This is a genomic window from Clostridium sp. TF11-13AC (assembly GCF_003481065.1).
GTDB classification, from domain to species: Bacteria; Bacillota; Clostridia; order Lachnospirales; family Lachnospiraceae; genus Otoolea; species Otoolea fessa.
The window spans coordinates 225,260-251,202 of record NZ_QUKJ01000001.1 but is presented as its reverse complement, the minus strand read 5'-3'; the positions used below and the strand labels follow the sequence as shown (position 1 = coordinate 251,202).

General features: G+C 48.3%; 22 protein-coding genes. 1 reads left to right on the top strand and 21 read right to left on the bottom strand.

The features are described from left to right. Positions 1–123: 123 nt before the first annotated feature. The 14 genes from nspC to DXD12_RS01015 form a co-directional block, all read right to left on the bottom strand. Positions 124–1,296, bottom strand: coding sequence for a carboxynorspermidine decarboxylase (gene nspC / locus DXD12_RS01080; RefSeq protein WP_107000121.1), 1,173 nt, complete (start codon positions 1,294–1,296; stop codon positions 124–126). Between the two features lie 106 nt (positions 1,297–1,402). Continuing rightward, positions 1,403–2,605 (bottom strand): saccharopine dehydrogenase family protein, encoded by a 1,203-nt coding sequence (locus tag DXD12_RS01075; RefSeq protein ID WP_022360539.1) that lies wholly within the window; start codon positions 2,603–2,605, stop codon positions 1,403–1,405. Positions 2,606–2,812: 207 nt separating this feature from the next. Continuing rightward, positions 2,813–3,688, bottom strand: coding sequence for an agmatinase (gene speB / locus DXD12_RS01070; protein WP_118524588.1), 876 nt, complete (start codon positions 3,686–3,688; stop codon positions 2,813–2,815). Then, positions 3,669–4,529 carry a polyamine aminopropyltransferase gene (speE, locus tag DXD12_RS01065; protein WP_118637042.1) on the bottom strand — a complete coding sequence of 287 codons (861 nt, stop codon included), beginning with the start codon at positions 4,527–4,529 and terminating at the stop codon, positions 3,669–3,671. Before speE ends, speB begins: the two co-directional genes overlap by 20 nt. A 28-nt stretch (positions 4,530–4,557) precedes the next feature. Then, on the bottom strand, positions 4,558–6,135 hold the full coding sequence (locus tag DXD12_RS01060; RefSeq protein WP_279221031.1) for an aminotransferase class I/II-fold pyridoxal phosphate-dependent enzyme: 1,578 nt from the start codon (positions 6,133–6,135) through the stop codon (positions 4,558–4,560). A gap of 61 nt (positions 6,136–6,196) precedes the next feature. Continuing rightward, positions 6,197–6,964 (bottom strand): adenosylmethionine decarboxylase, encoded by a 768-nt coding sequence (gene speD, locus DXD12_RS01055; RefSeq protein WP_118482030.1) that lies wholly within the window; start codon positions 6,962–6,964, stop codon positions 6,197–6,199. Between the two features lie 501 nt (positions 6,965–7,465). Continuing rightward, positions 7,466–8,233, bottom strand: a complete 768-nt coding sequence (locus tag DXD12_RS01050; RefSeq protein WP_118637040.1) for a prolipoprotein diacylglyceryl transferase — start codon at positions 8,231–8,233, stop codon at positions 7,466–7,468. A gap of 39 nt (positions 8,234–8,272) precedes the next feature. Continuing rightward, positions 8,273–8,971 (bottom strand): FadR/GntR family transcriptional regulator, encoded by a 699-nt coding sequence (locus DXD12_RS01045; protein ID WP_118468051.1) that lies wholly within the window; start codon positions 8,969–8,971, stop codon positions 8,273–8,275. A 53-nt stretch (positions 8,972–9,024) separates the two neighbouring features. Next, on the bottom strand, positions 9,025–10,362 hold the full coding sequence (locus DXD12_RS01040; protein ID WP_243022806.1) for a Na+/H+ antiporter NhaC family protein: 1,338 nt from the start codon (positions 10,360–10,362) through the stop codon (positions 9,025–9,027). A gap of 121 nt (positions 10,363–10,483) precedes the next feature. Further along, complete coding sequence (gene nhaC / locus DXD12_RS01035; protein ID WP_118468048.1) at positions 10,484–11,893, bottom strand: Na+/H+ antiporter NhaC; 1,410 nt, start codon at positions 11,891–11,893, stop codon at positions 10,484–10,486. A 127-nt stretch (positions 11,894–12,020) separates the two neighbouring features. Next, positions 12,021–12,962 (bottom strand): aminotransferase class IV, encoded by a 942-nt coding sequence (locus tag DXD12_RS01030; RefSeq protein WP_118468046.1) that lies wholly within the window; start codon positions 12,960–12,962, stop codon positions 12,021–12,023. Positions 12,963–13,289: 327 nt separating this feature from the next. Continuing rightward, complete coding sequence (locus tag DXD12_RS01025) at positions 13,290–15,389, bottom strand: heavy metal translocating P-type ATPase (RefSeq protein WP_118468044.1); 2,100 nt, start codon at positions 15,387–15,389, stop codon at positions 13,290–13,292. Positions 15,390–15,494: 105 nt separating this feature from the next. Beyond that, positions 15,495–15,809: a DUF6110 family protein gene (locus DXD12_RS01020; RefSeq protein ID WP_022359851.1), complete on the bottom strand. Its 315-nt coding sequence runs from the start codon at positions 15,807–15,809 to the stop codon at positions 15,495–15,497. A 176-nt stretch (positions 15,810–15,985) separates the two neighbouring features. Further along, positions 15,986–16,261: a transcriptional repressor gene (locus tag DXD12_RS01015; RefSeq protein ID WP_107000128.1), complete on the bottom strand. Its 276-nt coding sequence runs from the start codon at positions 16,259–16,261 to the stop codon at positions 15,986–15,988. 431 nt (positions 16,262–16,692) lie between these two features. Between DXD12_RS01015 and DXD12_RS01010 the strand changes: the two genes are divergently transcribed. After that, positions 16,693–17,199: a flavin reductase gene (locus DXD12_RS01010; RefSeq protein ID WP_118491982.1), complete on the top strand. Its 507-nt coding sequence runs from the start codon at positions 16,693–16,695 to the stop codon at positions 17,197–17,199. 185 nt (positions 17,200–17,384) lie between these two features. Here DXD12_RS01010 and nadA read toward each other — a convergent pair whose 3' ends face one another. From nadA to DXD12_RS00970, 7 genes are all read right to left on the bottom strand, one after another. Next, positions 17,385–18,296 (bottom strand): quinolinate synthase NadA, encoded by a 912-nt coding sequence (gene nadA, locus DXD12_RS01005; RefSeq protein WP_117796479.1) that lies wholly within the window; start codon positions 18,294–18,296, stop codon positions 17,385–17,387. A gap of 467 nt (positions 18,297–18,763) precedes the next feature. Next, the gene (locus DXD12_RS01000; protein ID WP_118637038.1) at positions 18,764–19,495 is read right to left on the bottom strand and encodes a hypothetical protein; all 732 of its coding nucleotides are present in this window, start codon (positions 19,493–19,495) and stop codon (positions 18,764–18,766) included. Positions 19,496–19,925: 430 nt separating this feature from the next. After that, the gene (locus tag DXD12_RS00990; protein WP_118637034.1) at positions 19,926–20,474 is read right to left on the bottom strand and encodes a hypothetical protein; all 549 of its coding nucleotides are present in this window, start codon (positions 20,472–20,474) and stop codon (positions 19,926–19,928) included. Further along, a complete protein-coding gene (locus tag DXD12_RS00985) occupies positions 20,475–22,019 on the bottom strand; it encodes a DNA methylase (protein WP_118637032.1) in 1,545 nt (514 codons plus the stop codon). It abuts the gene before it with no gap. A 429-nt stretch (positions 22,020–22,448) separates the two neighbouring features. Continuing rightward, positions 22,449–24,053: a phosphoenolpyruvate carboxykinase (ATP) gene (gene pckA / locus DXD12_RS00980; protein ID WP_022359843.1), complete on the bottom strand. Its 1,605-nt coding sequence runs from the start codon at positions 24,051–24,053 to the stop codon at positions 22,449–22,451. 388 nt (positions 24,054–24,441) lie between these two features. Then, positions 24,442–25,002: a glycerol-3-phosphate responsive antiterminator gene (locus DXD12_RS00975; RefSeq protein WP_107000135.1), complete on the bottom strand. Its 561-nt coding sequence runs from the start codon at positions 25,000–25,002 to the stop codon at positions 24,442–24,444. A 1-nt stretch (position 25,003) separates the two neighbouring features. After that, positions 25,004–25,816, bottom strand: coding sequence for an HAD-IIA family hydrolase (locus tag DXD12_RS00970; protein ID WP_022359841.1), 813 nt, complete (start codon positions 25,814–25,816; stop codon positions 25,004–25,006). Positions 25,817–25,943 lie beyond the last annotated feature (127 nt).

The following is a 25,943-nucleotide window of genomic DNA, read 5'->3' as shown; positions in this document are numbered from 1 at the left end:
TGCAACCGTTATTTCCATACTGTGTAACGGCTGTCCTCGCAGACATTCTTTGTAATCTTTCTGCAAGTCTCTTCATTTTACTCTTTTTATTAAAAAAATACAATCCCTCGGCTCGCCCCAGACTTACAACCGTCCCACAAAATCCTCATATCCAAACGCCCGCACCACTTCCGCTGTCCCATCTTCATGCCGGTATACGATCGACGGAAGCGGCATTCCATTAAAGGTATTATTTTTGACCATCGTATAGAGCGCCATATCGCCAAACACCAGCCGTCCACCCTCTTTTAGCGGTGCATCAAACGAATAATCCCCGATGCAGTCCCCCGAAAGACAGGTTGGTCCGCCCAGGCGGAACGTATACGGCTTTTCGCCCGCTTCTCCCGCTCCGATAAGCGGCGGACGGTACGGCATTTCCAGCACATCCGGCATATGGCAGGCTGCCGAGGTATCCAGAATCGCAATCTGCATGCCGTTTTCCATCGTCTCCAGCACGGAAGTTACAAGAAATCCCGCGTTTAAGACAACTGCCTCGCCCGGTTCCAGGTATACTTCCACACCATATTTTTCGCGCAGCCCGCGCACCAGGCGGATCAGACGTTCCCGGTCATAATCTTCTCTCGTAATGTGGTGTCCGCCGCCCAGGTTCAGCCATTTTACCTTTGAAAACCAGGCTCCAAACTTCTCCTCCGCTGCCCGCAGCGTCGTCTCCAGGTCATCTGAATTCTGCTCGCAGAGCGTATGCATATGAAATCCATCCAGATACGGAAGGATGGTTTCTTCAAAGTTTCCCGTCTCCGAAAGCATCGGAAGAGTCGTCCCCATGCGGGATCCCGGCGCACACGGATCATAGATCGCGTGCCCCTCCTGCGTGGAACACTCCGGGTTCAGCCGGAGTCCCGCCTGTTTTCCGGCCTTTTTTACTTTTTCACCATATTTCAGCACCTGCCCCGGCGTATTAAAAACGATGTGGTCGGCATAATTTAAAATCTCATCAAACTCATCCGGGCGGTAGGCGGCAGAAAACACATGGGTCTCCCCGCCAAACTCCGTTTTTCCAAGCCGCGCCTCATAAAGCCCGCTCGCCGCGGTTCCCGACAGATACTGACGAATCAGCGGGTAGACCGAATACATGGAAAATGCTTTCTGTGCCAGCAGAATCCGGCATCCAGCCCGCTCTGCCGTATCTTTCAAAATTTCCAGATTTTTCTTTAAAAGCGTCTCATCCACCACATAAAATGGCGTGCGGATCGCCGCCGTGTCCCGGAGAACCCCAGCCGCCTCCCGTTCCTGCATCTGTTTTCCTTCCTTTCCTTCTCGCTTCCATCTTCCCTGTCCATTCTCTTCCTGCGCCTAAAAAACGCAAAATAAAACCAGTTTCTTACATGGAGGTATTTTTATCTTAATCCACCAGTGCCGGATCCCAGGATTCCTTCCACGGAAGTCCCCATTTATTTAACGCATCCATAAATGGATCCGGATCAAATTCTTCAATATTATAAACGCCCGGTTTCTGCCAGGTTCCATTCATCACCAGCATCGCACCGATCATCGCCGGTACACCGGTTGTATAGGAGATCGCCTGGGAACCAACCTCTTTGTAGCACTCCTGATGATCACAGATATTATATAAGTAATACTTCTTCTCTTTTCCATCCTTCTTACCCTGGAAAATGCATCCGATATTTGTTTTTCCAACGGTACGCGGACCAAGGGATGCCGGATCCGGAAGAACTGCCTTTAAGAACTGCAGCGGTACGATCTCTTTTCCTTCGTACATAATCGGCTCGATCGAGGTCATGCCGACATTCTCCAGGCACTTTAAATGGGTCAGGTAGCTCTGACCGAAGGTCATGAAGAAGCGGATCCGCTTGATTCCCGGCATATTGAGCGCCAACGATTCGATCTCCTCATGGTGAAGCAGGTACATATCCTTCATGCCGACGCCGTCAAAATCATACTCTCTCTTGATCTCCATCGGTTTCGTCTCTACCCAGTGTCCATCTTCCCAGTAAGAACCGTTTGCCGACACCTCCCGGATATTGATCTCCGGGTTAAAATTGGTTGCAAACGGATAGCCGTGGTCGCCGCCGTTGCAATCCAGAATGTCGATGTAGTTGATTTCGTCAAACTCATGTTTCAGCGCATACGCTGAAAATACGCCGGTTACACCCGGATCAAAGCCGCTTCCCAGCAGTGCGGTAATGCCCGCCTCTTTAAATTTCTCACGATATGCCCACTGCCATTTGTACTCAAATTTTGCCGTGTCCTCCGGCTCATAGTTCGCAGTATCGATATAATGGGTCTTCGTCGCCAGGCAGGCATCCATGATTGTCAGATCCTGGTACGGAAGCGCCAGGTTCAGCACCACATCCGGGTTAAATTTCTCAATCAGGGCAATCAGCTCGTCCACGTTGTTTGCATCCACCTGTGCGGTCTGGATCTTCGTCTTGGTGGTTCCCTCTAATTTTTCTTTCAGCGCATCGCATTTGGACTTCGTCCGGCTTGCAATGCAGATCTCCTCAAATGCCTCGCTGTTCTGGCAGCACTTGTGAATTGCTACGGAAGCTACGCCTCCACATCCGATAATTAACGCTTTTCCCATCTTTTTTTCCTCCTGTATTCTGAAATGTACTCTGTTTTTGTTCCATTTTATAATCCAAATTTCACATTTGCTTTTATTCAAACACTTTTCGGTTCATGTCTCAAACACACACGTTTATTTGATGATACCAGGGTCAAAAGGTCAGAAGTTCGACGCAAGCTTGCTTGCAGGAGAATTTTTGACCTTGGGACCCGCCAAAAACATTTCTTACTTAATCTTTGGATTTCCCAACAGCGCCAGCAGCATCTCCCTTACAATCTTGCACGCCACCGCCGTCGATGCACCGGACGCATCCAGCGCCGGGGATAATTCATTCACATCACATCCAACAATCCAAGCTGCACTGCAGATCTGCGTGACTGCCCGTCGAAGTTCCTCAAAACTGATTCCGCCCGGTTCCGGCGTTCCTGTTCCCGGAAACACACTCGGATCCAGCACATCCAAATCCAGGGTAAAATACACCGGTTTTCCTTCCAGTTTCCGAAGAGTTTCCTGAAGGACTTCCATATCCACGATAAATGGATGCGTCGTCACGTGTTCTTTTCCCCAGCGCCATTCCTCCCGGTCGCCGGAGCGGATACCAAACTGCGTGATCCTGCCATCTCCCAGAACCTCCCAGCAGCGGCGCAGCACACAGGCGTGCGAAAGTTTCGCGCCCAGATAATCGTCCCGCAGATCGGTATGTGCATCAAAATGGATGATATGCAGATCCGGATATTTCTCTGCCAGTGCCTGCACCGGTGCCAGCGTCACCAGGTGCTCGCCGCCCAGCATAAATGGGATCTTGCCATCCCCGGCTATCTCCGCCGCCCGCTCCCGCAGATCCTTTAACGCTAACGATGCATCGCCAAAGCAGAGCTCCTGATCGCCCGCGTCAAACACGGCGTAATCGGTCAGATCACGATCCTGGTACGGCGAATACGATTCCAGCCCATAGGATTCCGAGCGGATCGCCCGTGAGCCGAACCGGGTGCCCGGGCGGTACGAAGTGGTCGAGTCAAACGGCGCGCCGTAGAGCACGATCCCCGCCTTCTCATAGCTGGCGTCACACGCCAGAAACGTCTCAATATTTGCCTTCAACATCTTCTAACATCTCCTCCACATATGCCGGCAGGTAAAATGCCCCTTTATGCAGGGTCGTCGTATAATACCGGCAATCCAGTCCCCGCAGGTTCCATCTTGTCTCATCCAAATCCTTTAACGGATGGTATTTCTTCGACGCAAATCCAAACAGCCAGTGCCCGGACGGGTAGGTCGGGATATGCGCCTGATAGACGCGGCTGATCGGAAATGACTCCACGATCCGCTTATGAGCCCGCTTGCACGCCTCCGCGTCTTCGGCATAAAACGGGCTTTCATGCTGATTGACCATGATGCCGTCCTCTTTTAATGCCTTATAGCAGTTCCCGTAAAATTCCCGGGTAAAAAGCCCCTCGCCCGGTCCAAACGGGTCGGTCGAATCCACGATGATCAGATCGTATTCATTTTCCTTAAAGCGGACATATTTCAGCCCATCCTCATAGTGGATCGAGAGTCTCGGATCATCGAGACGGCACGCTGTCTTTGGCAGATATTTCCGGCAGACCTCCAGCACCAGCGGGTCGATCTCCACCATGTCGATGTGCTCGATCTCCGGATAGCGGGTCAGCTCCCGGATCACGCCTCCATCCCCGGCTCCAATTACCAGTACCTTTTTGACCAACGGATGCACTGCCATCGGCACATGCGTGATCATTTCATGATAGATAAATTCATCCTTTTCCGTCAGCATCATATATCCATCCAAAGTCAGAAACCGCCCAAATTCCGGCGAGTCAAAGACATCGATCCGCTGAAACTCGCTCTTTCCGCTGTAAAGCTGGCGATCCACCCGGATGGAAAGTTTTACATTTGGCGTATGATTCTCTGAAAACCAGAAATTCATAATTTTCCCCTTTCTATCTACTGCTTATCTATTTCAGCACATTCAGGCGCTCAATCCCCGGATCCTCCGGTCCAGTCATTGAACATCCTTTTTCCAGCGCATACGCAATGTAGTCAATGATCTCTTCCGTGATCTGTTCGCCCGGCGTCAGAATCGGGATGCCCGGCGGATAGCACATGACAAACTCACTGCACACACGCCCGGCTGTCTCGCGAATCGGAAGGGATTCTTTTTCTCCATAAAATGCCTCCTGCGGCGACATCGCCACGATCGGGTCAATATAGTCAAAATCCATCAGCGTCGATTTATCCCGGCTGAACCGGCGCTTGATCTCCGCCAGTGCGCTGACCAGGCGCTCTACCTCCCGCTGCCGGTCACCGATGGACAGATATGCCAGAATATTTCCCAGATCACCAAATTCCGCCTGGATATCGTACTCGTCCCGGAGAAGATCATAAACCTCGATCCCCGCCAGCCCGATATCGCGCGTGTGAATTGAAAGTTTGGTCACATCGAAATCATAAATGCTGTCGCCGTTTACCAGCTCCTTCGAATAGGCATAATAACCGCCAATCCGGTTGATTTCTGTTCTCGCATACTCCGCCAGCTCCACCACCTGCTTAAATGCCTCACGCCCGCGAAGCGCCAGGTTCCGTCTGGAGATATCGAGGCTGGAAAGGAGCAGGTAGGAACCGCTCGTCGTCTGCGTCAGATTGATAATCTGGCGGACATACCCGGCGGACATACCCGGACCCGTCAGAAGAATCGAGCTCTGCGTCAGGCTTCCGCCCGATTTGTGCATCGAAACCGCCGCCATATCCGCCCCAGCTGCCATCGCGGAAACCGGCATATTTTCCCCGAAATAAAAATGGGTTCCATGTGCCTCATCAGCTAAACACAACATCCCATGCTCATGTGCCAGCTTTACGATCGAGCGCAGATCCGAACAAATGCCGTAATACGTCGGATTATTCACAAACACCGCCTTAGCATCTGGATTTTCCTTGATCGCCCGGCGCACATCTTCCACACGCATTCCAAGCGGAATCCCCAGTCTCTTATCACCCGCCGGATTCACATAGACCGGAACCGCGCCTCCAAGCACCATGGCGCCCATGACGCTGCGGTGGACATTTCGCGGCAATATAATCTTCTCGCCCCGCTTGACTGCCGTCAGCACCATGCTCTGAACCGCCGATGTCGTACCGCCGACCATCAGGAATGCGTGTGCCGCCCCGAATGCCTCAGCCGCCAGCTGCTCCGCATCCGCGATGACGGACACCGGATGGCAGAGGTTATCGAGCGGCTTCATGGAATTGACGTCCAGCCGCATGCAGGTCTCTCCTAAAAGTTTCGTCAGCTCCGGGTTGCCGCGCCCCCTCTTGTGCCCCGGCACATCAAACGGCACCACGCGCATCTTCTGAAATGCTTCCAGCGCCTCATAGATCGGCGCGCGCTCCTGGGTCAGCGCGTCATCTCTTCGACTGCCTTCCCCTGTTTCCTTCTGTCCTGAAGCTTCCCTTCTGCGCCGTGTACTCCTTCCGACACCCGGCTCCATATTTCTTCTCTCTTCTTCCATCTGCCGTTCCTCCTGAAACTCACTCATTCGTTTCTTCTATCGTATTTTCCAGTCAAACCATTCTCTTTCCTCTCAAAAAGCATTTCTTTTAAAACACATTTCTTCCGCTGAAAATTTCAATCATCTCCCGCCGCAGGCTGTCCATAATACTGAGCCTGGTGGTCGGCGGAAGTTCATAGACATCTGTCTTAAACAGATAATTCTGCAGATCGATCTCTTTCAGCATCATCTTGGTATGGAACAGATTCGCCTCGTACACATTGATATCGACCACATCGTAGCGCCGCAGCGTTTCCTTGGAGATATAATCCTGAATTGAGCGGATCTCACGATCCATAAACAGCTTTTTTCCGTCCACATCCCGAGTGAACCCGCGCACCCGGTAGTCCATCGTGATGATGTCCGAATCAAACGAACCGATCAGATAATCGAGAGTCGAAAGCGGCGTGATCTCCCCGCAGGTCGCCACATCGATATCCACCCGGAAGGTCGCCAGACAGGTCTCCGGATGGTATTCCGGATAGGTATGGACGGTCACATGGCTCTTGTCCAGATGCGCCACCTGCGTCTCCCCCTGCACCGGCACCATAGAGCCTTCCGCAATCAGAAGCGTGACCGAAGCCCCCTGCGGATCGTAGTCCTGCTGGGAAATACTCAATACCCGCGCCCCGATCATATCTGTCAGCGACGTTAGGATCCGGGTCAGACGTTCCGAATTGTACTGCTGATCAATGTAGGCAATATAATCCTTCTGCTCCCTCGGTGTCTTGGCATAACAGACATCATAGATATTAAAGCTAAGCGCCTTTGTAAGGTTATTAAAGCCGTATAATTTTAATTTTTCGCTGTGATCCATATCTTCCTTCTCCTGAAATATAACTGGTGTTGATCAAAAAAGCGGATGATGTGTCTCCACATCATCCGCAAAACGTTCTTTTTCTGCTTCACTCTATTTTTACAAATCTGCCGTATAGCTACGAAATCTTCCCTTGTCTCTATTTACCGCATATACTGCAAAACCTTTTTATCCACAGAAATCTCACATTCAGAGTCTATATAGCAAATATCTACTTTTACCACTCTTATTGACCGTTTTACAAGTTGATGTGCATGAGCACTGGTTGTAAAGTAACCAACTTATAAAATTGAGCTTTTAACTCAATCAATAGGGCAGTTCGCACTGCCAATCGGCATTTGACCCGGCTGTCCGTATGGCCATTCCCTGTTTCACAGGTGGTCAGATATATTTGCATGGATGACTCTTAAAATGTTAAGATTTTCCATATCAGAGGTATCATACAGCAATTTTGGCAAAATGTCAAGAATGATTTTTATTTGGGTTGACATTTAAAAATTTTTACTTTTCTAACGGTACTTCCGTCCTCTTCCCGCAGAACGCAAACATCGCCACGCCCGCCGCAAAAATAAACAACGAGATAAACTGTGAAGTCGAGAGGGATCCGACCGCTCCCCGGTTCAAATCCCCCCGGAAGAATTCCAGCACGAAGCGTCCCAGACTGTAGCAGATCAGATACAGGGATACCACCTGCCCCTGTTTTTTGCACTTTTTCGCCGCATAAAGAAGCAGCAGGCAGTGCAGAAAATCCAGACCGCTTGAGATGAGCTGGGTCGGAACCAGGGGAATGTTGTTCGGAGCAAAGTCCGAATCGTGGAACACGATCGCAAAATGGCTGTGGGTCGGCATACCGTAGCAGCAGCCAGCCAGAAAACAGCCGATCCGTCCAAAGCCCTGCGCGAGCGCAACCGACGGCATGACCAGATCTGCGTACTGGAAAAAGGAAATATGCTTGATCCGGCTCAGCACATAGCCGCCCAGCACGCCGCCGATGATGCCGCCATACACAACAAATCCATCGCTGATATCTAACAATTTCTTCGGGTTTGCCAGAATTTCGTCAAAGATTGTGACATAGTACAGAAGTTTTGCACCTAAAATTCCACATACAACACCGCAGATCGCGATCGAGAGGATCATATCGACATCCATCCCCCGCTTGTTTGCCCGGTACTCTGCCAGGTAATACGCAGCGATAATGCCGATGCCAATCATCAGACCGTAGCCGTGGATCGTGATGCTGCCGATTGTGAATAAGTCATTTTTCATGAAATACTTGTCCTCCGTTCTCTTCTTTCCTACAATTTCCTACAACGCATGAACATCCATATAATACTGATAATTTGGGAACTTATTCTGGAAGTGTTCTGCCATATAGTACGCCGCTTCTTTCGGGTTCCGGTTCTTGATTGCCTCGAAAATCTTCAGATGGCTCTCATAGAAATACATGCCGTCCGTCTGGCGGATCTGATCCGACACCAGATCCATGATGCTCGAATAAATCAGGCGGATCAGCTGGTTTCCAGAAAGGTTCACCACCCGGAAATGGAACAGGTTATTGTAATACTGGCGCGTCTTCAGATCGGCTCCGCCCGCAATCGCCTCTTTCATCGAATCCATCAGCGCCTGAAACTCCCCGATCTCCTCTTCCGTGATCTTGGCGGCCGCAAGCGACGCCATCTGCACCTCCATGATATAGCGGAATTCCAGAATATCATCCATCTTGCCGTTTTTTAAGTAAAACTGCATTGCCAGCGGATTGATCACCTCGACCGTGTCCGCCGTAATATAATTGCCGTCTCCCTGACGGCTGCGGATAATCCCCAGCACTTCCAGCGCACTGATCGCCTGCTTGAGCGCCGGTCGCCCAACTCCGAGCATCTCGGCTAACTGGCGCTCCGGCGGAAGCCGGTCACCTTTTTTTAATTCGCCGTGCATGATCATTTCCTGGATCTGTGCGACTACCTTCTTATATACTGAAACATTTTCTTCGATTGGCTGAAACATTCTCAGTCTCCCTCCTGCTGATTTACGTTCCCTAACGCCTATCGATTATATCATTATTTATGTGAAAAAACAAATGTTAATAGATAGCAGACAACCTCCAGCACCGGCACAATCCAAAAAATACAAGCGCCTCCCTGTGCTACTCCCAACAGTCCCATCGGCGTTACAACATTGGAATGCCACGGGACCAGAAGACTCATGTATAAAGCGCCCAGAAAGAGCGAATGAATCATTTTCTCCCGTTTACAGCCTTTTTCATCATACACCGGCATCAGGCAGGAGACGGATATCACCAGGGAACACATCGCCGATGCTGAAAAAACATTTACTACAAAAGCAAATAAAATTGCTGCTATATTTCCTTTTTTCTCTGTATCTGCCCACTTAAACAACGGCTGCATCATGCATCGGATCGCCCCGCTTTTTTCAAGCATTCCAAACAAACTAAACGCTAAAAGGAACAAAAGAACCGTCCCAGCCATGCTGCTGATACCTCCGCTGTGAAAATAGGATCCTTGGTCCGGTCCATTCCATAAAACATTCAAAATTGTCTGCCATCGATATTTCTGGTAAAAAAATGCCACTGCCATCCCGGACACGCAGCCTGCCATCAACGCATGGATGGCGTTTTTTCTCATTAACATAAATATAAGAACCACTGCAGCCGGTATATACACGGGCATTCCCAGGCACATTTCCCCGAATATTTGAATCATTTTACTGCTTTCCTGTATCGATATTCCTGCCAGTTCTGCATTCTTCCATCCCGCATAAAAACAGCCTGCCAGACAAACGCATATAGTTGGAATGATACTATTTCGTTCTGCTTTCAAGGTTTTCGCCAGTTCTATTTCAACACTGGATGAAAGTAAATTCACAAAATCCGACATCGGAGAAATCCCATAGCCGCAAAATGCTCCGGCTATTATAACAGCTGCTGCTATTTTCTCTTCATATCCCATACTTGTTCCAATATTTAAAAATAGGATTCCCATGGTTCCACAGGAACTAAACACACTGCCAGTCAGAAAACTAAACAGAAAGCATCCTGCATACGCGGTGACCGGATACCATTCCGGACGAATCCACAAAATTCCTGTATACGTCAGTCCTGGAATCGTACCTGACAGATTCCATATTCCTGTCATCGCTCCTGCACATAAAAGAAAAAAGATAGGTGAAACTGCCCTTGTGCAAGAATGAACCATTGCTTCCTGAAGCTCATTCCAAGAATAAGAATTTGCTTCTAAAAACAGAATCACGTAGATCCATGCAAGAAAAAAGAATGCCTGCACCGGTACTTGGATTCCGCATACTGGAACTGCCAGAATCAGGAAAATTCCTCCCACCAAAGCTCCCGATCGTTTTTTATCTAATTTTTCCGCCCCCATCATTCCTCCTGTTTCTTTTTTCCACTGCAATGTTCAAATAACCCTTTTAATTAGAAAAACAGATGTAGAACAGTTTTTCTCTCCCCATCCTACATCTGTTTGACTTACTTAATGAAATGTCTTATTTATCCTTGTTTAATTTCTTGATTCCAAACCCGGTAAAGCCCCAGAGAACCGCAAAACAAAAACCTGCGTAACAAAAGATTGCCCACGGAGCATATGCGAACGTAGAGACTCCCAGCGTTCCCGACATATACGCGCCGCCCGCTGACCACGGAACCAGAGGAATGGAACAGGTTCCTGCATCTTCCAGTGTTCTGGAAAGATTCTGCGGTGCCAGATTTCTTTCCTTAAAGGACTCACTGAACAATTCTCCGCCCATCAAAATCGGAATATATGCATTTCCAACAATCAGCGCAATAATCAAGACTGAAATAACCGTTACCAGAATCAAAGTTCCGTCACTGTGTACGAATGTTTTCAATTTTTCCAAGATTGCATTCATAAAACCAGCCGCACTCATAGCACCTGCAAATAGAAATGCGCAGAGCACTTTCAGCACCGTTGCCATCATGCTTGTCATTCCGCCCCGCTCTACCAGCATTTTAATGCTTCCTGTCACTGTTTCCGGATCAATCCCCAGCATCGATAAAGAAAATCCGCTATATGCTGCCGAAATTACCTTTGCAACCGTCGCTCCCTGAAATACAATCGCTAACACTCCTGCCAGAACCGATGCTGTAAACATAACCGGAATCGTTGGTTTTCCCATCGCTGAACCAACCAGCACAACCACCAGAGGAAGCAATAAAAACACATTAAAATGATAAATAGAAGCGAGTCCCTCCGTCATCTCATTTGCCGCAGATGCATCGACCGATGAAACCACCATTCCAGTACGTCCAGCTATAAAATATACCACTAAACAGACAAGCGCCGCCGGGACCGTCGTATAAAACATATGCCGGATGTGTTCAAACAATGTGGTTCCGGCTGCTACCGGAGCCAGATTTGTCGTATCTGAAAGCGGTGACATTTTATCTCCAAAATAAGCACCTGAAATAATTGCGCCCGCTGCTGCCGGAAGATTAACGCCCAATCCCTGAGCTACTCCGATAAGTGCCAGCCCGACGGTTCCAACTGAGCCAAAACTGGTTCCCGTACACACAGAAACAATTACTGTAATCACAAAAGCCGATATCAGAAACAGCTGTGGATTTAAGAGCTTCAGGCCATAATAAATCAACATAGGAATTGTTCCTGATAACATCCAGGTTCCGATAATCATTCCAACAAATACAAAGATAAAAATCGCCATAAATGACTTTCCTATCTTTTCCGAAACCGCATCTGCAATCTCATTCCAGGTTGTTCCATAAAACAATCCTAAAAGCACCGTAAAGAAGGAACAAACAAGTAAGAGTACTTCCACACTTAGTCTGAACTTTCCAAAACCAATTCCCAACACGAACGCCATCACCAATATTGGAAGCATCGCAGCCCCAAAACCCGGTTTTCTTTTCTCTTTCATATTCATTCCGTCCTTTCGCTCGAATCATATGTTTCTCTTCTACCATCCCTCTTTATAAACCCCTATATGAATCTCACGCTTACGGTTTTACCCGTTCCCTCACAGAGTGCACTTTCTTTTATGATGTTCAATCATCAATCGACACTCCCAGCGTTTCTGTCATCTTCTTATATTCCTGTGAAAACTTTTCTGTTATCGGACCAGGAATCTGTGTACCAATCTTCTTTCCATCGATCATTTTAACCGGAACCACTTCTCCGACTGTACCACAGATAAATACCTCATCCGCATTATAATACTCTGAAACAGATACGTTTCTTACCTGTACTTCCATTCCCATCTCTTTTGCTATCTGAATCATTGTTTTTCTCGTAATTCCCGGAAGCTGTGAATCTAAAGTCGGAAGTATTAATACTCCATCTTTAATCATCTGTAAGTTCGTAGAGTTTGTCTCCGCCACATAACCATTCTGGTCAAGCATAATTGCTTCATCCGCTCCCTGACGGATTGCCTCACACGCCGCCATAATCTGGTTCAGCTGGTTACAGCAATGAATCTTCGGATCCATGTAAGACGGGGAATAGCGTTTCAGCCAGGTTGTTACCAGCGTAATTCCCTCTTTATTGAAAATAGGGGGTTTCTGATCCACACAGATAACGATCGACGCATTCGTCACATTTAAAGTCGGATGCATACCTGTCTGTGCTTTAAATCCGCGCGTCACCTGTAAACGCATATGTAAATCAGTAAATCCTGCATCCAGATTTCGACGAATCAGCTCTTTTACAATTTCCTTCATCTCATCTTTGGTCTTTCCTATATCGATTCCCAGCGTGTAGCAGGACTCATACAGACGTTTGATATGCTCATCCAGACGGTATACTTTTCGTCCATATGCACGGATTCCTTCATATACGCCATCTCCATGCTGAAAACCACTGTCATATACGGAGATAACGGCTTCTGATTTTTTAACAAAATCTCCATTTACATAAAGGATTGTATCTGCAATTTTCTGTCCGTGTAACATAATAGAACCATCTTCTGTCAACTGTGATAACTTATACATATCCGTTCCTCCTTCAATTATCTTTTTATTTCTCTGATTGTCATTTTGGTATAATGGTAAATTGGTAAGTCCATTTACACTATGATCATATCACATTTCTCCTGTATGTCAATATTAAAATTTATAACTGTTATAAACACATATTTATGTGTCTAATGTTATTTGATTCATTGTTGGATTTTTACAGAATATAGTCTAGTATTTAGTTTTACTTTTTCGCAATTCAACGCAAAAAAACAGACAGAAAGAATAAAATTTCCTCTCCATTCTTTCTGCCCGTCTATTTTTATTATATTTTATTAAAAGCCAACTAAGCAGGGCGCATTTTTATGCCTCTTCCCGCTCTTCCTCCGGCAGCAGGTTCGTCATGCTCTTTAAGCTGATCGCCAGTGTCGAGCTGTTGTGCAGCAGCGCCGACATAGACGGTGTGATGATACCAGCCACCCCCAAGAGAATCAGACCTAGGTTGAAGCTGATGACGAAACGGTAGTTTCCATGGACACGTTTCATCAGATCCATGCTCAGATGACGCAGAAGCACGACTTCATCCAGGGAATCTTTCTTGATCGTGATATCCGCGATCTCTCTGGCAATCTCCGCGCCCTCGCTGACTGCGATGCCCGCGTCTGCCGCTGACAGGGCCGGTGAATCGTTGATGCCGTCACCGATCATGATAACTTTGTGGCCTTTCGCCTTCTCCTCCTCAACAAAGCGCGCCTTATCCTCCGGAAGTACCTCGGAGAAATAATCATCCACGCCGACCCTCTTCGCGATCGCCGCTGCGGTCCGCTCGCTGTCGCCGGTCATCATGACAATGCGCTTAAATCCAGCCTCTTTTAACTGGCGGATGACAGACGGTGCTTCCTCACGCAGCGGATCCTCGATGCAGATAACGGCTGCAAGCTGTCCGCCGATTGCCATGTAAAGATGGGAACAATTTTCCGGAAGGTTCTCAAACTTCTCTTTTCCATCCTCCGGCAGTGTGCACTTCTCATCCTCAAATACGAAATGGTGGCTTCCAATCACGACGCGTTCTTCGCCCACATAGGTAGCGATACCGTGCGCTACGATGTAATCCACTCTCGAGTGCATCTCCTCATGTACCAGATGACGTTTTTTCGCTTCCTGTACGACCGCGTTTGCCATCGAATGCGGAAAATGTTCTTCCAGGCAGGCTGCGATACGAAGCAGTTCTTCCTTCTCCATGCCGTTGAAAGATACTACATCGGATACAACCGGTTTTGCCTTGGTCAGGGTTCCGGTCTTGTCAAATACGATCGTCTCCGCCTCGGCAACAGCCTCCAGAAACTTGCCGCCCTTGACCGTAATGTGATGCTGGCTTGCCTCACGCATCGCAGACAGGACTGCAAGCGGCATTGCCAGTTTCAGTGCACAGGAGAAATCAACCATCAGGATCGACAGTGCTTTCGTCGCATTGCGGGTCAGCAGATAGGTAAGCGCGGTACCGCCCAGACTCCACGGAACGAGTGCATCTGCCAGGTTCGACGCCTTGCCTTCAACGGATGATTTGAGCTTCTCCGAATCCTCGATCATCTGTACGATACGCTCATAACGGGTGGAACCGGCGGATTTTTCTACCTTGAAGGTAATCTCTCCCTCTTCCAGCGCGGTTCCTGCGTAAACATAGCTGCCCGGCTCTTTTCTGACCGGCTGGGATTCGCCGGTCATCGAAGCCTGGTTTACCATCGCCTCGCCGCTTACTACGACACCATCCAGTGGAATCACTGTACCCATATGGACGGTCAGCTCGTCGCCCGCGGTAACATCCGAAAGCGGTACAAGGACTTCGGTCCCGTCCACTTTTTTCCAGACCTTCTCCACGTTCAAGGACATGCTCCGCGCCAGATCCCCAACGGATTTCTTATGTGTCCACTCCTCCAGAAGCTCACCGACGCCGAGCAGGAACATAACGGAGCCAGCCGTATTGAAATCGCGGCGCAGAAGGGAAACACTGATCGCCGTCGCATCCAGCACCTCCACATGCAGCTTGCGCTTAAATACGAGGCAGTGGATACCTTTCACGATATAACGGATCGCCTGCACGGACGTGTATACCGCACGGACCGGCGCCGGGAGAAATGTCTTCGTCGCAAAGCGGGTCAGTACCTTCTGAATCAGCTTTTCTTTGTACTCCTGATTCAGGGCGCGTCCGCTGCTTTTAACTGCCATCTCCTGTTTTTCGGTAATCTGACCATCAAACGCCGCTACCTGTACGAGTACCGCCTCCCGATCCTCCTTATAATAGATAACCGCATCTGCTGTCCGCTCATACACCTTAGCCGCCGTCACGCCGTCCAGACCAAGCAGATACTGTTCCAGAACATCCGCTTCGCGCACGGTATGGAATTTCCGGGCAAGGCTGATACGGATTCTTCCTTTGATTTCATGCTTTATAATGAATTTCATGATTCATCTTCCTCCGGTTATAGAAGAGCTGCCGCGAGACAGCATCCCATGCTATCTTGCGGCAGCCCCCCTGTTATTTAGATTCATGTATTCTTGGAGTTGCTATTACTGCTCTGCCTTCTCAGCCTCCGGTGCGGCCTCGGTTGCCTCAGCAGTCTCGTTGAAATCCTCATCCTCACCAAAGCTCTCATAGCCGCGAGCCTCGTTGATCTGCTTTGCCTCAGCCAGGATGTCCTCAGCGTTCTCCTGAATATTGGTAGCGGTGGTCATCACACAATCACGTGCACGAAGTCCGGCTGCTACGCAGTTTACGTAAAATTTCTTTGCATCCTCGCTGCCAAGAATCTTAACACCTGCTGTTCCGAACAAAACGCCGCCTGCAAATAAACCTAATTTTTTTAATTTGAAAATGTCCATCATGATTACTCCTCCTCTGATATTATCTAATTATATTCACATATGATTTTTGAAAACTCTTTATTCCATTTCAAATGCGAATATAGCTGCGTTTAATGACTCATTTCTGAGGTACAAGTAGATGGTAACAGCTTACCCCCATGATAGTCAAACCTAACTTTCCTTATTGAGATTTTTTATCAGCTAGCATCCGAAGTTATACTTGACAGCTCATCCTCATTCCGCAGAGAATACTGGCGGCAACGGTTTAAAACGCCGATTTCTTCCAGCACTGCAATCATCCGGTACACCGTTGCCTTGCCGATCCCCGGGTCGCGCTTGGATGCCTCGTAGTAGATCTCCTTACAACTGCTCCATCTTCCCTCCAGGATCACATCCAACATGATCTTTCTTTGATCGGTCATCCGTTTCCCCCGTCTCTTCAGTTCGCTGATAATCTGCTCTCTCTGCTGCATCGTATCATCTCTCTTTCCATATCTTCTAAATTATTTTTCCGCACATCTGCCGTTTCCGTCCACAACCCGGCTTTTTATTAGCGCAGACTAACTGTTCGTTTAAAATATATAGCATACTCTGCTTGCCACTCTTTTTGCAAGTACTAAATTCCGCTTTTGCCTCTGGCTCAGCCTCATTAAGTCCTTAGATACGACTCGCACTAAGTGCTCATATTATATTGTGTTTCATCAAAAACAAAACATAATTAGCATGAACAAACTCAGGTTAGAATGCCGCAACTCAAGTTAGATGTCTCTAACCTTAATTTAAAGACTACCTCTTTTTTTCTCATCTGTCAATGAATTTTCGAAAATATATTTGATTTTCTTCTCTGATAATGGTAAGGTACTCACAGAATAATCAATTCAGACAGGAAAGGAAGGATTTTTCGATGAGCTTCAAAGAAATAAAGCCAGAAGAATTAAATTTTAACCCGTTTACCCGCATCGGTTCCGACTGGATGCTTTTAACCGCCGGCACCGAGGATAAATTCAACACCATGACTGCCAGCTGGGGCGGCGCAGGCGTATTCTGGGGCAAACCGGCTGTTACCTGCTATATCCGTCCCCAGCGCTACACCAAAGAATTTATAGACAAAGAAGAACTCTTCTCCGTCAGCTTCTTAAAAGACGGACACCGCGATGCTCTCAAACTCTGCGGCTCCGTATCTGGCCGTGACCACGACAAAATCAAGGAAGCCGGCCTGACCCCGGTCTTCATCGACGGCGTACCGGCATTTGAAGAAGCTGACACCATCCTCATCTGCCGCAAAATGTACCGCACATCCATGAATCCGGCAGATTTTATCGATAAGGACGCTGACAACAAGTTCTATCCGGAGAAGGACTATCATGATATGTATATTGCGGAGATTGTGAAAGCGGTTGTGGCTGAATAAGCAGAGCCGTTCCATTTAAAATTTAAATCCCACAGGGAATGCCGCTGTCTGGTCTCTAGCTGTGATTGTATGTTTTCCTGACAGGCAATCACAGCCGGAAACGCTGATTTGCAGCATTTTCTGTGGGAATCCTTTGAATGATCCTTTTGGGTCTATTTGTTTATATTGTATCTTTATTTATTCCTTTATTTTGCCAATTCCAGCATCCGCGCCAGCGGACCAACCGCCCTCTGCCGCATCGCCTCATCCATCTCCACTTCCTCTTCTGGATTTTCCAGCGCCCGCAGTACACTGTCCAGATGAATCTTCTTCATATTCGGGCAAAACTGACGGTGACCTACGGAGAAAAACTTCTTCTCCGGGTTCTTCTGCAGCAGTTCATAGAACACGCCCATCTCGGTGCAGATCAGGAAGACTTTCTCATCCGAATTCGTCGCATAATCAATAATCTGGGAGGTACTTCCGACAAAATCTGCCAGCTCCAGCACATCGCCGGTACACTCCGGATGCGCCAGCACAACTGCCTCCGGATGCAGCTCTTTTGCTTTCTTTACATCTTCCGCATGAATACTCTTATGTACATGGCAGAAACCGTCATTGAAAATAAAATGTTTCTCCGGCACCTTTTTTGCAATAAAACGTCCCAGATTCTCATCCGGAATAAAGAAAATATCCTTGTTCGGCAGTTTTTTCACGATTTTGAGTGCATTCGATGACGTAACACAGACATCCGATTCTGCCTTGATCTCCGCCATCGAGTTCACATAACAGACAACGGCTACATCCGGATACTCTTTGCGTACTTCGCGGATCTTCTCCACCTCAACCATGTGAGCCATCGGACAGTCCGCGCTCCGATCTGCCATGATAACCGTCTTCTCCGGGCTTAAAATCTTCGCACTCTCGCCCATAAATGACACGCCACAGAAAATGATCGTCTTCTGCGGCACCGTCGTCGCCAGCTCCGCCAGATAATACGAATCGCCCACATAATCGGCAATCTCCTGCACTTCTCCATCTACGTAATAATGTGCCAGAATCACGGCATCCTTCTCTTTTTTTAATGTCTCGATCCGCTGCTTTATCTCCTGATCCATCTCTTTTCCCTCTCCTTTTTTCACCGCTCTGTTCACGCTTCCGAATCCCCATCGATTGACAGAAACCATACCATTTTCCCGACAGCTGCGGTTCATTTTCTTCTTTACAATGTATCCGACATCTTTGCCACGCCATATTTCTCTGTCCATATAGCTTCCACACAGTAAACTTCTGTGATTATACCTCTAAGAGAAAAGCTGTGTCAATGAAATTTTGACACTTTTTATTACATCTGTCTTGTCATATAGCAATTCATCTGCATACAGACTGAAAGTCTGCTTTTCCGGCGCTTCAACCAGAGCAGCCAATATGCATTTATGCAATTTTTTTGTTTCACAAATGTATTTTACTGTGCAACAAAAAGTCAAACCAAAAATCGGACGGTTTTTCGCTGTGTTTTTCACTGTTCAAACCGTCCGATCTACATGACATATTTATAATTTTATCGCTTTATGCACATCCGCCCTTATTGCTGAAACAGCACCAGTCTCGATACCTTTCCTTCCGCGTCCGCCCAGATCGCGCATTTCTTTCCCGCTTCCAGATCGTCTGCGGTCACGATGTTCCGGGTTAAATACGGCAGAATATGTGTCTCAGCGCTGATAGTATAAGTCACGCCATCCTCTGCTTTCACATAGACGGTATCATCATTCTCGGCACTCTTTTTCACCGACTCGATCTCTGTGTAAACCGGCACGGCGCTCACATCGGTTACATGGACGAAGAAGAGCTGTCCGTTCGTGATCGGCGGCTCGCTCATCGTCATCGCCTCCCCGATGTAGGCATATACAACGGTTCCCGTCTCCGCCTCGGTCATATCGACCGGATTGCCTGTCTCTGCGTCAAAAATCGGCGTTTCCGGTGAAAATGTGATCACCATCTCGCCGGCACTGCTGATTCCCGACTGATTGTCAATCGTGACGGAATCACTGGTAACCTCCGAAACCGGACCATAAACACAAATAAATTCGGATGAAACCTTCTTTCCTGTACCGGATGCCGGACCGGACGGGGCGTTTTTCTCGATAACCGTATTACTCTCGCTGGTTTCCGCTGCAGTAGTCTCCCCAGCTGCCTTCGTATCTTCGACAGCCGTCTTATTCTCCTCATCGCCCGCTTTTGCACTGGAAGCGCACCCAAGCGCACCTACCGACAGTGCTGCACAAATCCCCGCAATATATAACGATTTTTTTTTCATAATTTGAATCTCCTTCCGACTGTTCTTATGCCTGCTCCCTGTCTGTTCCCAGGGACTTCTCTGAAATTTTTCAAAACTTCCCAGGCACTTTTTAGTTTGTCCTAAAACCAGTGAAATATTTTTCTTTATACTCTGTATTCAGCTCTTCTATCTGGTTTTCTCTGTTCTAACAGTCTACCCTATTTCACCCAAAAGTAAAAGTGCTTTTTTCTTACGGATTTCTGATATTTTATTACTGTTCACGCATACGTGCCCAGTAACGGAATTTGCCGTGGCTTCGCATTTAAATACGGCAAATTCCTGCTGCCACCGCGTTTTCTTACGGCACTTTCGGTTCCAAAAGTGCCTACCCGTAAACAGTAACGATATTTTCCTTTGCCGGTCAGGAGGTCCATACAAAGCTTCAGCAACTGTGCTGCCATGTAACATTTCACTCCACTTCCTCTTCTATCAGCTCCACACGGCAGATCTGTGGAAAATTTACCGCGATCTCCCCGCCTATATTTTCAAGTCCAGGCTGATTTCCACTCCTTATTTCCGCCAACCACAAAACTTGCCGGTAATAGTCGATTTTCTTCAATCGTCCTGCTGCCGTTCGGTAAGCGCCGCCATCCTTGTGCACGTCCGGTTGGAACCAGGTCACAGAAAACCGAACCGTCTCGCCACGCATCAGCTGCTCCTCCGCTTCCACAAGCGTCTGATTGATCATCTCACGCACGCTGTCATCCAGATCGATCTCCCGCTCGGTCAGACGCGCCTCCTCCTCTACCGCCTCCTCATAGCCATTCAGTGCGGCAAACGAGGCAAACTGCGCCGCCCGGTCCTCCACCGGCATCCGTGCATGGCGCAAGGGAAATGGGTAAGAATGACCGAGGATATCGCCGTAGCGGCGCTGGGCGTCACTTTCCTGCCCTTTTTGGGTTTGGCTTCGTCCACCTTTTAAGTTTTCAAATTCATTCACTCTATATTGATCTTCCATCTATGCCTGATGCCCCCCGATCTGCCCGTTCCGCTCCTTGGCGGTCGCGCCTTCCTCAAAGTTCATCCCGCGCAGCACCGCATTTTTTCCGTATTTTTTCTTGATCGTCAGAAGCGCTTCCTGCATCCGGCGCTCCCGCTCGCGTTTTTTCTGTTCTTCCTTCTCTTTTGCTTCCTTTTTTGCGTAATCGGTAAACAAATCAAGCTGTTCAAATGTTTCCTTCTGTTCACGCTCTTTCGCCATTTTCTCATTTACCACATGGCATGCCGAGAGCGACATCCGACGGATGAGAAGCGCCGGGTTGACAATCTTATCATACAGAGCCGCCATCGCCTCCAGAAGCTCGCTTGAGGACGAAGTCGCACGCGGCAGATTCCACGTTCCATGTGCATGCTTCGGCACACGCCGCCCGTAGCGATCGGTTGTTACCGGTCCCTTGTATACTTTCCGTATCTCCGGGCGGGTCAGGTTTTCGATGTCATATCCGACCGTTAGAACGAGCTGATCGGTCACCAGCCGTTTTTCCACCAGCTCCAGCGAGATCCCGTCAATCATCTCCTGAACCACGATCCGCGCCTTGTCCGCCGTGTACGGACAGTGAAGCACCTGTCCGCAGCCCAGGCTGCTACTCTGCGGCTTGTACGCCCGTATCTGTGCGATCGTGCACGACTCGCAGCCCCACGCATGGTCAATCAGAAGCTCGGCGTTGATGCCGAACATCTGGTACAGCAGTTCCTCGCTGTAAAACTCGCCCGGTTTTCCCAGTGAACAACGTGCAATATCGCCCATTGTCCGAAGTCCCGCCTGCCAGAGTTTCTTCTGATAGCCCGGTCCAACCCGCCAGAAATCAGTCAGCGGCTCATGCGTCCACAAAAGTTCCCGATAACTCTGCTCATCCAGCTCGGCAATCCGCACGCCGTCCTTGTCCGCTTCCACGTGTTTCGCCACAATATCCATCGCCACCTTGCACAGATACAGGTTCGTCCCAATCCCCGCCGTCGCCGTGATGCCTGTTTCCTTTAACACCGTGCGGATGATCCCCTTTGCCAGCTCCCGCGGCGAAACCTTGTAAATTCCCAGATATTCCGTAACATCCATGAATACCTCGTCAATCGAATACACATGGATGTCCTCCGGTGCCACATACCGGAGATAAATCTGGTAGATCTGCGTGCTCCATTTCATATAGTATGCCATTCTCGGCGGCGCAACCAGATAGCTGACCGCCAGCGACGGATCCGCCTTTAATTCTTCATTTCTCCACGATTTATCCCGGAACTGACGTCCCGGCGCCAGTCTGCGGCGTTCCTCATTGACTTCCCTAATCCGCTGAATCACCTCAAATAACCTGGGACGCCCCGGCACACCATAGGATTTCAGTGACGGTGACACCGCCAGACAAATCGTTTTCTCCGTCCGCGACGGATTCGCCACGACCAGATTCGTCGTCAACGGATCCAGACCGCGCTCTACGCACTCGACCGATGCGTAGAACGATTTTAAATCGATGGCAATATACGCACGCCTGGAAACTGGTTTCTGCATGGCAGGATCCTCCCTTCTCTATGAATTTAAAATTTGAGCGCCACTGGTAAAAAATCATCTCACAAAATCAAGCACAGAAAGATTCCGAGCGTACACATGAAAATCCAGTTAAAAACTCACTAAGTGCTTCTATTATAGCATAACCATCAGCTTCACGAAATACTCAAATCCAAACATGTGTTTTGCAGCAGCAATAAAAAATGTGCCTTGGCACATCCGGGCGTCTCGCGCGGTCGCTTGCGACATGTTTCTGCTTCGCGCGAGTGTGCATCCTCGCGGAGCATTTTTGGTTTCATAGGACGTATTTCCTATGAAACCAAAAACCTCCAGTCCATTCGAATGAGAATCACATTTCTCATCCAAACAAACTGGAGGTTTTCTATCTCACCAGGTTTACCTCTTGGATTTATTTACCATTTATTTCTGGCATTATAACTGCGGACCAGCCTTTACCAGAGCCTTGCCAGCTTCGTTGCCTTCGTATTTAGCGAAGTTCTTGATGAAACGGCTTGCCAGATCTTTTGCTTTCTCTTCCCACTCAGCCTCGTTTGCATAGGTATCGCGGGTATCCAGGATAGCCGGATCTACGCCCGGAAGCTCGGTCGGTACTTCGAAGTTGAAGTACGGGATCTTCTTGGTCGGAGCCTTCTGGATGTCACCATTTAAGATAGCGTCGATAATACCACGGGTATCTTTGATGGAGATACGTTTGCCGGTTCCGTTCCAGCCTGTATTTACGAGGTAAGCTTTTGCTCCGCTCTTCTCCATTCTCTTAACCAGCTCTTCTGCGTATTTGGTCGGATGCAGCTCCAGGAAAGCCTGTCCGAAGCAAGCGGAGAAGGTCGGGGTCGGCTCGGTAATGCCGCGCTCGGTACCAGCCAGTTTTGCTGTAAATCCGGATAAGAAGTAGTACTGTGTCTGCTCCGGTGTCAGGATAGATACCGGCGGAAGTACTCCGAATGCGTCTGCAGACAGGAAGATAACGTTCTTAGCTGCTGGTGCAGAGGATACCGGACGTACAATATTCTGAATATGATCGATCGGGTAGGATACACGGGTGTTCTCGGTTACGCTCTTATCAGCGAAATCGATCTTGCCGTTCTCATCCAGGGTAACGTTCTCAAGCAGCGCATCACGTCTGATAGCGTTGTAGATATCCGGCTCAGACTCTTTATCCAGGTTGATAACCTTCGCATAGCAGCCGCCCTCGAAGTTGAATACACCGTTGTCATCCCAGCCGTGCTCGTCATCACCGATGAGAAGACGTTTCGGGTCGGTAGAAAGGGTAGTCTTGCCAGTTCCGGAAAGTCCGAAGAAGATAGCGGTGTTCTCGCCATTTAAGTCGGTGTTAGCGGAGCAGTGCATAGCAGCGATGCCCTTTAACGGAAGGTAGTAGTTCATCATGGAGAACATACCTTTCTTCATCTCTCCACCGTACCAGGTGTTGATGATAACCTGCTCGCGGCTTGTGATATTGAAGACAACAGCTGTCTCAGAGTTTAATCCAAGCTCTTTGTAGTTCTCAACTTTAGCCTTGGAAGCGTTGTATACTACGAAGTCCGGTTCGAAATCAGCCAGTTCTTCATCGGTCGGAACGATGAACATATTCTTTACGAAATGAGCCTGCCAAGCAACCTCCACAATAAAACGGATCGCCATACGGGTGTCTTTATTTGCGCCACAGAAAGCATCTACTACAAACAGTCTCTTGTTGGAGAGCTCATTTAAAGCGATATCCTTTACTGCGTTCCAGGTCTCTTTGGATGCTACATGGTTGTCGTTCTTGTACTCGTCTGAAGTCCACCATACTGTGTCCTTAGAGTTCTCATCCATAACGATGAATTTGTCTTTCGGGGAACGTCCGGTATAAATACCTGTCATAACGTTTACTGCACCAAGCTCGCTGACCTGACCTTTTTCATAGCCCTCCAGCTCCGGTTTGGTTTCTTCTTCAAACAGCATCTCATAAGAAGGGTTGTAAACAATCTCCGTTGTTCCTGTGATTCCGTACTTGCTTAAATCGATCTTAGCCATCTTAATACCCCTTTCCTGTTATCCGGCGGCTCCCGTCTGTGTGAAATTGTCAGCTTCGCTGACCAGAATCATGCGCCAAGTCTCACGGACGTTCGACTTAAATTTTGTCTGACATTTCTCACCGAACCGGGGATTTCAGTGTCCCCCACTGTACATGTGTATAGTTTGCAACCGCTTTACCTTTTCACGGTTCTTATATTTTGTACAATGCGAAAACTCGCCTTTTCTTCTCTTTATCTATTTTTACCAAAAGAGATTACTTCATCATTCTAATGCATTCATGGTAAAAAATCAAGCGAAATCGCGAAATGATTGATATTTTTTTATCAATTTCATTATTTCAAATATATCTGTCACTCACAGCGTCTAAATCGTTTAAGTTTTAAAATCACACGTACCACACCGCTTCATTCGTCGCTGAAATGGCATCCGTACCCGCCTCAAAGGCCGCCATCACATCTTTTTTGTCAGACAGCAGTCCCCCGGCGATCAGCGGAATATCGGTGTACTCGCGCATGATCTTAAGAATCTTCGGCATCACCCCCGGCATGATCTCGACTGCATCCGGTCGGAACATTTCGATCTGTTTTTTCAATGTATCGAGTGCGATCGAATCCACAACAAAGGTTCTCTGGATCGCATAAAGTCCCATCTCCTTCGCGCGCTCCACCAGTGTATTTTTTGTGCTGATAATACCGTCCGCCCGCGTATTGTGGGCGATAAAATCGACCGCCACCCTCTTGGTGCTCAGTCCCTGGATCATATCCACGTGGACGATCGCCACCTTCCCGGCGTCCTTGATGCGCGCTACAATCTGATCAATATCACAGATCGTGCCAAACAGCACAAATACTACCTTACATTCAGATTTAAGACTTTTTTCCAGCCCTTCCCAGCTCTTAATCGCTGCGATTATCGGAGATTCCTCCAGTAATTCAAGCATTGTCATTCTATGCTTCCTCTTCTCTCATAGTCTTGAGTATTTCTCCCATCTCTTTCAGCCCTGTGAAAATCGCATCCGGCACGACATCCGCCTTCGGTACATCCTCCAGCTTCGTCTCGCCGGTCAGCACCAGGATTCCGTGTGCCCCATTTACCACGCCGGTTTTCACATCCGTGTAGATCCGGTCGCCGACAAACGACATTGCCTCGCGCTTTGCCCCGGTCATCTCCAGAACCATATCCACGGTCTCCTTGAATGGTTTTCCGACATACTTCGGCTCCTTTCCGGTCGATAAGGAGATTGCCGCGCACATTGCGCCGCAGTCCGGGATAAAACCATCCTTCGTCGGGCAGTTGATATCCAGATGCGTTGCCAGGAACACAGCGCCGTTGCGGATATACGTGCAGGCGCGCTCCAACTTCTCATAGGTCAATGTCATATCAAAGCCAATCACGACCACATCCGGCATCTCCCTTGTCAGAAGAATGCCATTTTCACGGAAATTCTCCTCCAGGTCCGGCGTTCCCACCAGATAGACTTTCTTTTCAGGATAATACTCTTTCAGATACTGAATCATCACATCCCCGGATGTAATGATCTGATTTCTTTTAATATAACACCCCATTTTTGCCAGTTTGTCAATATATGTTTTCGGAGATTTCGACGAATTATTCGTAAAAAACACATATCTCTTCCCGGCTTTCTTCACTTCCTCCAGGAAATCCAACGCCCCGTCGAGCACATCCGTATCCAGATAAAACGTCCCGTCCATATCGAGGACAAACAGCTCTGTCTCCTTTAAAATTTCACGTTTTTCCATGCCTCTCTCCTTGTAATTTATCTCTGTAAATATGTACCTGTAAAAAAGATTTTCTTCAAAACAACTTTATCCAATCCTGCCCAAATATGCAAGCACGTTTTTCATAAATCTTAATTTCAAAAATGGG